Below are 9526 nucleotides of genomic sequence, written 5' to 3'. Positions count from 1 at the left end.
CTACGTCGCGGCGACCTCAGCGTCACCGAGGTCTGTTTCGCGGTCGGCTGCTCGTCGCTGGGCACGTTCAGCAGTCGCTTCACCGAGCTGGTCGGTGTGCCGCCAAGCACCTACCGGCGCCAGGCGGCGCGCGCGACGGCGGGGATGCCGCCGTGCGTGGCGAAGCAGGTGACCAGACCGATCAGGAATCGAGAAGCGCGGGTCACCGAGCCGCAACTAGCCTGATCGCCATGGACATCACCATTCACGTGAGCTTTCTCCCGCACGACGACCCGGACGCCTCCCTCGCCTTCTATCGCGACACCCTCGGCTTCGAGGTCCGTGGCGACGTCGGAAACGGCAAGATGCGCTGGATCACCGTCGGCCCCGCCGACCAGCCCGACACGTCCATTCTCCTGGCGCCGCCGGCCGCCGACCCTGGGGTCACCGACGACGAGCGCCGCACCATTGCCGAGATGATGGCCAAGGGCACCTACGGCTGGATCCTGTTGGCTACCAAGGACCTCGACAACACCTTCGCGCGGGTGGAGGCCAGCGGAGCCGAGGTCGTCCAGGAGCCGACCGAGCAGCCGTACGGTGTTCGCGACTGCGCCTTCCGCGATCCCGCGGGCAACCACATCCGCATCAACGAGCTGCGTTGAGTCACCCCGGCATCACGGGCCTGGCTGACAGCTGAGACGAGATCGATCTCAGGTGCAGATTCACAACGCAGGACACTAGATGCTCCGACGCCTCGTCCCCGCCGCGTACCGGCCGGTGCTCGCCAACCGGGTGTTCCGGCGACTGATCCTCGGTTTCGCGGTCTCGTACCTCGGGGACGGGATGAGCTTCGTCGCGGTGGCGTGGCTCGCCATCGAGCTCGCGCCGCAGGCGACCGCGGGGCTGTGGGTCGGCAGCGCGGTGGCCGCGTACACGTTGCCTGGCGTGGTCGGCGCGCTGGTGTTCGGTCGCCGACTGCGCCGGGTGTCGGCCAGGCGGCTCCTGCTCGCCGACAACGTCGTGCGCGGCGTGTTCCTCGGCGCCGTACCGCTCGTCTGGCTCGCCGGACTGCTCTCGCTGCCGCTGTACGTCGTGCTGCTCGCGGTCTCGTCGCTGCTGCACGCGTGGGGGAGCGCGGGCAAGTACACCCTGCTGGCCGAGCTGCTGCCCGACGAGCAGCGGCTCGCCGGGAACACCGTCGTCAGCACACTGAACTTCGCGGCCACGATCGCCGGGCCTGCGATCGCCGGTGTGCTCGTGACGTACGTCAGCTCCGCACTCGTGCTCGGCCTGGACGCGCTCACCTACGTGTTCCTCGCCGTGCTCGTCGCACGGATGCGGCTGCCGGAGTCGGGGCACGTCTCCGTTGTCGACCGGGCGGCCCGGGGCGGGCTCGCGCTGCTGCGATCCCATCCCGAGCTGCTCGGGCTGCTGACGCTCACCTGGTTCTTCAACCTGCTGTACGGACCCGTCGAGGTCGCGCTGCCGCTCCACGTGACCGACGACCTGCACGCACCGGGCACGCTGCTCGGCCTCTACTGGATGCTGTTCGGCATCGGCGCGGTGCTCGGCGGGCTTGCGGTCGGCACGCTGCGGCAGTTGCCGCTCTGGCCGGTGACGGTCGTCATCGTGGTCGCCTGGGGGCTCGTGCTGCTGCCGTTCGGGTTCGACGTGCCGACGGCCGTCACCGTTGTGTGCTTCACGCTCGGCGGCGCGATCTACGGACCGTTCGTGGCGCTCTCGGTGACGCTGATGCAGGCCACGTCGCCACCGCAGCACCTGGCCGCGATGCTCGCGGCCCGCAGCGCGGTATTGCTCACCGCGTCGCCGCTCGGCACTGCGCTCGGCGGACCGCTCATCACGGCGCTGGGCCCGCGCGCGACGCTCGGCGGCTCGGGACTCGCCACCGTGGTGCTCGGCGCCGTCGCGTGCGTCCTGCTGCTCGCCAGGCGCAGGGACCGGCGCCACGCCAGGTGACCAGACCGGTCAGGAATCGAGAAGCACCGGTCACGGAGCCGCTACTAACGTGATCGCCGTGGCGCGTTGCGGTCCGTTGCCGCGACGCGCCGATGCAGAATCAGACGGACGGCTCGAAGCTGGTTGGATCGAGCCAGGCGACGCCCACGGACGCGCCGCGAAGGCGGCCCCGCCCAACTGATGGAGACATGATGAGCAAAGCCACGAAGACGGAGAAGCAGTCGCCTGCGCCGCACGTCGCCGACGCCCACGACCTGATCCGCGTGCAGGGCGCGCGAGAGAACAACCTCAAGGACGTCAGCGTCGAGATCCCGAAGCGCCGGCTGACCGTGTTCACCGGCGTGTCCGGCTCGGGCAAGAGCTCGCTGGTGTTCGACACGATCGCCGCGGAGTCGCAGCGGATGATCAACGAGACCTACAGCGCCTTCGTGCAGGGCTTCATGCCGACGCTGGCGCGGCCGGAGGTCGACTTCCTCGGCGGCCTGACGACGGCGATCATCGTCGACCAGGAGCGGATGGGCTCCAACCCTCGCTCCACGGTCGGCACGGCCACCGACGCCAACGCGATGCTTCGGATCCTCTACAGCCGGGTCGGGAAGCCGCACATCGGCTCGCCCCAGGCCTTCTCCTTCAACGTCCCGACCCGCACGGCGAGTGGCATCATGACCACCGACAAGGGCCGCGGCGAGAAGAGCATCGTGCGCAAGCGTGTCTACCTCGGCGGCATGTGTGCGCGCTGCGAGGGCATGGGCTCGGTCAGCGACTTCGACCAGTCGGCACTGTACGACGACAGCAAGTCGCTCAACGAGGGCGCGCTCACGATCCCCGGCTACAGCATGGACGGCTGGTACGGCCGCATCTTCCGCGGCTGCGGTTGGTTCGACCCGGACAAGCCGATCCGCAAGTACACCAAGAAGGAGCTGAACGACCTCCTCTACAAGGAGGCGACCAAGATCAAGGTCGAAGGGGTCAACCTCACGTATCTGGGCCTGATCCCGCAGATCCAGAGGTCGATGCTCTCCAAGGACGTCGATGCGATGCAGCCGCACATCCGCGCGTTCGTGGAGCGGGCCATCACGTTCCAGACCTGCCCCGACTGCGACGGCACCCGCCTCAGTGACTCGGCCCGGTCGGCGAAGATCAAGGGGAAGAACATCGCCGACCTGTGCACGATGCAGATCAGCGACCTGGCCGGGTGGGTACGGGGCCTCGACGAGCCGACCGTGGCGCCGCTGGTGTCCGGGCTGCAGCATCTTCTCGACTCGTTCACCGAGATCGGGCTGGGTTACCTCTCGCTCGACCGGCCGGCGGGCACCTTGTCCGGGGGCGAGGCGCAGCGCACCAAGCTGATCCGCCATCTCGGCTCGTCGCTCACCGACGTCACCTACGTCTTCGACGAGCCGACGATCGGCATGCACCCCCATGACATCGAGCGCATGAACGCCCTGCTGCTGCAGCTGCGGGACAAGGGCAACACCGTGCTGGTCGTCGAGCACAAGCCCGAGACGATCGCGATCGGCGACCACGTCGTCGACCTCGGCCCAGGGGCCGGTACGGAGGGCGGCACCGTCTGCTTCGAGGGCACCGTGGAGGGCCTGCGGGGGAGTGACACCACCACCGGCCGGCATCTCGACGACCGGGCGTCCGTCAAGGACTCGGTGCGTTCGTCCACCGGTGTCCTGGAGGTCCGTGAGGCGTCGACGCACAACCTGCAGGACGTGGACGTCGACATCCCGCTCGGGGTGCTCTGTGTTCTCACGGGCGTCGCCGGTTCCGGCAAGAGCTCGCTGATCAACGGCTCGGTCGCCGGCCGCGACGGCGTGGTGGTCGTCGACCAGGGCGCGATCCGCGGTTCGCGACGGAGCAACCCGGCGACGTACACCGGACTGCTCGACCCGATCCGCAAGGCGTTCGCCAAGGCCAACGGTGTGAAGCCGGCGCTCTTCAGTTCCAACTCCGAGGGCGCATGCCCGACGTGCAACGGTGCCGGCGTCATCTACACGGACATCGGGATCATGGAGACCGTCGCCACCACCTGCGAGGAGTGCGAGGGCAAGCGGTTCCAGGCGGCGGTGCTGGAGTACACGTTCGGCGGCCGGAACATCGCGGAGGTGCTCGCGATGCCGGTGACCGAGGCCGAGGAGTTCTTCGGCGACGGGGAGGCACGCACGCCGGCCGCCCACAAGGTCCTCGACCGGCTCGCCGACGTCGGGCTCGGCTACCTCAGCCTCGGCCAGCCCCTCACCACGCTGTCCGGCGGCGAGCGGCAGCGGCTCAAGCTGGCCGCCCAGATGGCGGAGAAGGGCGACGTCTACGTCCTCGACGAGCCGACCACCGGCCTCCACCTCGCCGACGTCGAGCAGCTGCTCGGCCTGCTCGACCGGATCGTCGACTCCGGCAGGTCGGTCATCGTCATCGAGCACCACCAGGCGGTCATGGCACACGCCGACTGGATCATCGACCTCGGCCCCGGCGCCGGCCACGACGGCGGCCGGATCGTCTTCGAGGGCACACCCGCCGACCTCGTCGCCGACCGCGCCACCCTCACCGGTGAGCACCTCGCCGCCTACGTCGGCACCTGACCGAGGCCCTCGCGGACACCCGGAGACGACGACCGGACACCGTGAAAGCGCCGGGCCAGCCGGCGGGCACACTGGTGGACGGGTACGTCGGAGCGGGAGCGAGGTGGTGGCCATGCTGTTCCGGTGGGCCGCCATCGCGGTCGCGTGCCTGCACGCCGCCTATCTGGTGTACGTCGTCGTCGGTGGCTTCGTGGTGTGGCGGTTTCCGCGGACGTTCCTGGTGCACGTGGTCGCCGCGGTGTGGGCCTTGGTCGTCGTGGCGGCGTCATTGCCGTGCCCACTGACGACGTTGCAGAACATGCTGCGCGTCCAGGGCGGGCAGTCGCCTCTGCAACGCAGCTTCCTTGACACCTACGTCCGCGACGTGGTCTACCCGGCCGAGTACCAGAACACGATCTACGTCGCCGCGGCCGCCGCGGTGGCGGTCTCCTGGCTCGGCCTCGCGTTCCGCCAGTACCGCCGCGTCAAGGCGACGCGCCATCCTTGACGCTGGCATGGCCACGCCGAGCGGCAGCTGCGTTGCGCATAGGCCATTCCGGAGTGACACGTCCGAAACGTTCAAGCCGCACGGCTGCGACCGTGCCATGGTGAGTGCATGAATGCAGACCTCTCCGCGGCCGCCTCGTTCATGGCCACGCATGCCCGAGCGCTCGATCGTCGACGGTTCGAGCTGCTCTTCGGCGAAGCCGATGCCGGCACCGTGCTCGCCGCCGTCGACGGCTACCGCAATCTGGACGGCGGGTACGGTTGGGGCCTCGAGCCGGACCTGCGTGCGGCCGAGAGTCAGCCCGCGGGCGCGCTGCACGCGTTCGAGGTGTTCGAGGACATCGCTCCAGTCACGACACCACACGCTGCGCAGCTGTGCGACTGGTTGGCGTCGGTCTCCCTCCCCGACGGCGGCGTGCCCTTCGCGCTGCCCGTCAGGGACGCCAGTGGCTGCGCACCGTTCTGGGCGCAGGCCGACCCGAAGGTCTCCACCCTGCACAGCACCTCGTTCGCAGTCGGCGCCGCCCTTCGGGTCGCCGCGCACGACCCCGACGTCGCCGCCCATCCCTGGCTCGACCGGGCGACGCAGTACTGCCTGACGGCCATCGAAGCGATCGGCGACAGACCACACGCGATCGAGTTGACGTTCGTGATCCAGTTCCTCGACGCCGCGTCCGACACCCGCAAGGAAGCGGGCGCCCTGCTCGACCGCCTCCGACGGTTCATCCCCGACGACGGTCTGCTGCCCGTCGAAGGCGGTGCCGCGGACGAGGTGATCCGGCCACTCGACGTCGCCCCCGTTCCCGGTCGTCCCGCACGCACGCTGTACGACGCGGGAGTCGTCGACGCCGACCTGAGTCGACTGGCAGCCGAACAGCACGACGACGGTGGCTGGTCGGTCGATTTCGCGAGCTACTCGCCGGCCGCCGCCCTCGAGTGGCGCGGATACCGGACCGTGGCGGCCGTGTCGGTCCTGAGGCACAACTCCGTACTCTGAATCGTCAAGAGGCTCGCCGCCCGCGCCGTTGATCACGTTCACGTGATCAACGTGGACTTCACGTCGTGCCGGGACGAGGTGAAGTCCACGTCGGTGAGGTGAAGCTCCCGTTAGCTTGCTGCATCGGGCGGCGTGCCCCGGGAGCGGGATACCGCTGTGCCGGGCGCCGCGGACGGGCTTGCCGTGCGCTCAGCGCGCCGGCGGGCACCGGCCAGGATCGTCGGGATGGCGACCAGCACTGCCCAGGTCACAGTTCCCGGTCTCGGTCGTACTGCTGTCGGTTCATCAGAATGTCTTGCCGATGGGTGGCGGCCCAGTCCGCAAGTGCGCTCGCCGCGTCGAGCAGGGTGATGCCGAGGTCGGTGAGGGAGTAGTCGACTCGGGGTGGAACGCTGGCATGGACCTTGCGAGTGACGAGTCCGTCGCGTTCGAGCTGTCGGAGAGTCAGCGTCAGCATCCGTTGCGAGATTCCGATGACGGACCGGTGCAGCTCGCTGAAGCGGCGAGTGCCGTTGCGGAGCTGACCGATAACCAGGATCGTCCACTTGTCACCGATCAGCGCCAATATCTGCAGGACTTGGCGGCATGTCTCGGTGGCCGAGGCATCGTTCATGTCAGCCACGCGTGTGCCCCCGGCTGTGCCCGTCTTGCGGCGTGTCATCGGTTACCTCCGTGTGCGTAGCGGACAACGAGGTGCCGTCTTGTCGTAACGAAAGGGCTCACAGAACATACGGTTACGAACAAATCGTAACCGGAGGTGTTGGGGTGGCGAAGAGCCTGGTTGTGGTGGGTGCAGGACCTGGGCTGGGGCTGGGGATCGCGCGCACTTTCGGGCGTCGAGGATTCCGTGTGGGTTTGGTCGCCCGATCCCAAGACAAGCTCGACCACATGGTGGGGGAGCTAGGCGGGCAGGGCGTCGCCGTGACGTCCGCCACGGCAGATCTGCGCGACTCGGATGGTTTGGTCGCAGGACTCGACGCGATACGTCAGGAACTCGGTCCGATCGATGTCGTCGAATACAGCCCCAGCCCAAGCGGGGACATCACGAGTGCCGTCGAGACGACACCATCTTCGGCTGCGGACCAGTTCGACCTGCATGTCAAAGGAGCAATCACGACTGTCCGTGCGGTTCTCCCTGAGATGCGCGCACGGGGCGATGGCGCAATCTTGCTCACCACGGGAGTCTCCTCCCTCGTCGCCGCACCGTTTCTGGGAAACGTCGGTCTCGCCATGGCCGGATTGCGCAACTGGGCACTCGGACTACACGCCGAACTCGGTGGGACGGGAGTCTTCGTCGGCACCGTCACAATCGCTTCCGGCGTCGTGCCCGGTGATGCGGAAGCTGACCCTGACGCCATCGGTGCTCGCTACTACCAGATGTATGAACGCAGGGAGAGACCCGAGGAGGTCGTCGGCGACGTCGACGCGTTCCGCCGGATCGTCGCGGGACGCCGCGCTTGACAGGCAAGTGGGCACTTGCCTATGGTGCCGTGTGGCCAACGAGAGGAGAACCCATGACCGAACCCACCGCCTACGGAACCCTGGAAACGATCGACGGTCACCCAACGCTGCGCTTCGAGCGCACGCTCGCCTACTCGGTCGAGCGCATGTGGCGGGCGATCAGCGAGCCGGCAGGGCTCGAGCGTTGGTTTCCGGCAGCCGTCGACTGGGCACCGGCGGTGGGTGAGACCTTCGAGGCCGGTGGCGCGACCCTTGAGGTGACTGAAGTCGATCCACTCCATCGCCTGGCTTGGGTCTACGCCGGCCAGCCGCACAGCTTCGAGCTGACCGCGCAAGAAGACGGCTGCCGGCTGATCTTTACCCACGTCATCGACGACCCGGCGCTCGCGGCGCAGACCGCGACTGGCTGGGAGACCTACCTCTCGCGGCTCGAGCCGCATCTCGCCGGCGAGCACGTCTCCGAAGAGGTAGCGCACGAGCAGTGGGCGGAAACTCACGAACGCTACGCCGAACGCTTCCGAGTCGACCCGACGCCGGGACGGCGTTTCGCGGCGGCTCTGCGCACTGGTCAATGATGATCCGATCAACCCTGGCGGGAACGTGAGTTGCTGAGCCGGGTGTAGCCCGGGGTGCGGCGCGCGGGGGCAGGGCGGAAGCTGGAGTCAGGCGCCGGTGCGGCGAGTGAGAAACACGAGCTCCTTGCCCTGGCGGTCCGGGGCGTCGCGCACGTCGACGACCTCGAAGCCATGCTCGGCGAAGCTGGGCTTCATCGAGGTGGAGCGGTTCGAGGAGTACGGCGCCGAGCAGTGGCAACGTCATCAACATGACGAGCCACAAGGACGGGTAGGCACTGAACCGGGGACCGGTTCAGCTCCACGTCATGTTGATCGCGCGTTCGAAATCGACGTATCCGGCAAGGTGGAATGCCATAGGGGAGTCGACAGAAGAGGTCGAGCTCTTCGCGGTCAAGGCACGCTCGAGTGATGGCGCCTCTCCGCTCCGGGTCAGACGCGGTGCGCACCCCGGGAGAAGACAAGCGCGGTGATCTCGGTTGAGTCGGCCTGGGGCGCGGTGTCGGGATTGCTCCCGGTCCGTTTCCCCAGGCCGCTCGCCGAACCCGGCGTGCGACTTTCACCGCACCGGGCTCTCCACGGTCTCTGCCGTCGTGGCGTGGTTGCGCAGGGTCCAGGGGTTGGGGATCGTGTTGCCCCGGTAGCGGTAGCGGGTGACCGGCACCGTTTCCAGGTTGAACAACTCGATCCCGTCCACCGTGATCGGTTTCCACCGCCCATCGGGGGTGGTGAACCGTCGGCGCACGGCCTTCCACTTCCAGCGGTGCAGCGTGCGGAGCCACCGGACCACGCGCCACCACACGAAGTGGGCCAGCGCATGGAAGGTGTGTTTGGCCACCGCGTGCTTGAAGTAGTTGGCCCAGCCGCGCATGATCTGGTTGAGCCTGATCAACACGTCCCGGGGACTCTGCTGCGACGTCCTGTTCGTCAGCGCACGGATCTTCGCCTTCAACGACCGGATCGGCCGGGTGCCGATGAAGGTGTAGACGTGCCACTTGTTCGTTCCATACTTGCGGCGCCACTGGATGCGGAACCCCAAGAAGTCGAACCCCTCACTCATGTGCACCACCTGGGTCTTGGACTCAGAGAGCCGCAGCCCCAGGGGTTGGAGCACGGTGGCGACTTCTTCGCGCAGAGCCTCGACGTCGGCGCGCGACCCATGCACGAGGACGACGAAATCGTCCGCGTAGCGCACGATCCGCCAGTTCGGCTGGCCCTTGCTCCGGCGTCGGGCGCGGATGCTGGACGTGGACATCTCGCCGGCTGGTTGCCATCCACCGTGTAGGTGCTCATCGAGCACCGACAAAGCGATGTTGGCCAACAACGGCGACATCACGCCCCCAACGCAGTTGGCAACTTCTGCTTCGATGTGACGTTGAGCTACCGCAGGCTGGAACGGCCGCGGCGTGTCGCGAAGGTTTCGTGACATGTCGAGTAGTATTCTTATGTCATGCCTGGTGGTAGGGGTCGTG

10 protein-coding genes and 1 pseudogene are annotated in these 9526 nt (G+C 67.9%); 8 read left to right on the top strand and 3 right to left on the bottom strand.

Annotated features, from left to right (window positions below; genetic code table 11):
* The 6 genes from GEV10_30745 to GEV10_30720 all read left to right on the top strand — a co-directional run.
* Nucleotides 1-225 (top strand): helix-turn-helix domain-containing protein (locus GEV10_30745; protein ID MQA82783.1); only part of this gene is annotated, 225 nt, incomplete at its 5' end.
* A gap of 5 nt (nucleotides 226-230) precedes the next feature.
* Nucleotides 231-641 (top strand): VOC family protein, encoded by a 411-nt coding sequence (locus GEV10_30740; protein ID MQA82782.1) that lies wholly within the window; start codon nucleotides 231-233, stop codon nucleotides 639-641.
* 79 nt (nucleotides 642-720) lie between these two features.
* Nucleotides 721-1956: an MFS transporter gene (locus GEV10_30735; protein ID MQA82781.1), complete on the top strand. Its 1236-nt coding sequence runs from the start codon at nucleotides 721-723 to the stop codon at nucleotides 1954-1956.
* Between the two features lie 188 nt (nucleotides 1957-2144).
* Nucleotides 2145-4538 (top strand): ATP-binding cassette domain-containing protein, encoded by a 2394-nt coding sequence (locus GEV10_30730; GenBank protein MQA82780.1) that lies wholly within the window; start codon nucleotides 2145-2147, stop codon nucleotides 4536-4538.
* A 112-nt stretch (nucleotides 4539-4650) separates the two neighbouring features.
* On the top strand, nucleotides 4651-5025 hold the full coding sequence (locus GEV10_30725; protein MQA82779.1) for a DUF2784 family protein: 375 nt from the start codon (nucleotides 4651-4653) through the stop codon (nucleotides 5023-5025).
* 108 nt (nucleotides 5026-5133) lie between these two features.
* On the top strand, nucleotides 5134-6021 hold the full coding sequence (locus GEV10_30720; protein ID MQA82778.1) for a hypothetical protein: 888 nt from the start codon (nucleotides 5134-5136) through the stop codon (nucleotides 6019-6021).
* Nucleotides 6022-6268: 247 nt separating this feature from the next.
* On the opposite strand, the gene GEV10_30715 is transcribed toward GEV10_30720, so the two are convergent.
* Complete coding sequence (locus GEV10_30715; protein ID MQA82777.1) at nucleotides 6269-6634, bottom strand: transcriptional regulator; 366 nt, start codon at nucleotides 6632-6634, stop codon at nucleotides 6269-6271.
* 152 nt (nucleotides 6635-6786) lie between these two features.
* Here GEV10_30715 and GEV10_30710 point away from each other — a divergent pair, with 152 nt between their 5' ends.
* Together GEV10_30710 and GEV10_30705 are read left to right on the top strand one after the other, a co-directional pair.
* Nucleotides 6787-7482 carry an SDR family NAD(P)-dependent oxidoreductase gene (locus GEV10_30710; GenBank protein ID MQA82776.1) on the top strand — a complete coding sequence of 232 codons (696 nt, stop codon included), beginning with the start codon at nucleotides 6787-6789 and terminating at the stop codon, nucleotides 7480-7482.
* Between the two features lie 53 nt (nucleotides 7483-7535).
* On the top strand, nucleotides 7536-8057 hold the full coding sequence (locus GEV10_30705) for a hypothetical protein (protein MQA82775.1): 522 nt from the start codon (nucleotides 7536-7538) through the stop codon (nucleotides 8055-8057).
* A gap of 87 nt (nucleotides 8058-8144) precedes the next feature.
* Here the strand turns inward: GEV10_30705 and GEV10_30700 are convergent.
* A pseudogene (locus GEV10_30700) lies at nucleotides 8145-8228 on the bottom strand (SAM-dependent methyltransferase).
* Nucleotides 8229-8613: 385 nt separating this feature from the next.
* A partial coding sequence (locus GEV10_30695) for a hypothetical protein (GenBank protein MQA82774.1) occupies nucleotides 8614-9526 on the bottom strand: 913 nt, incomplete at its 5' end.

Source organism: Streptosporangiales bacterium (genome assembly GCA_009379955.1).
In the GTDB taxonomy this organism is placed as follows: Bacteria; Actinomycetota; Actinomycetes; order Streptosporangiales; family WHST01; genus WHST01.
Note: the sequence above shows the minus strand (reverse complement) of the source record. Positions and strands in the feature narration are given on the sequence as shown.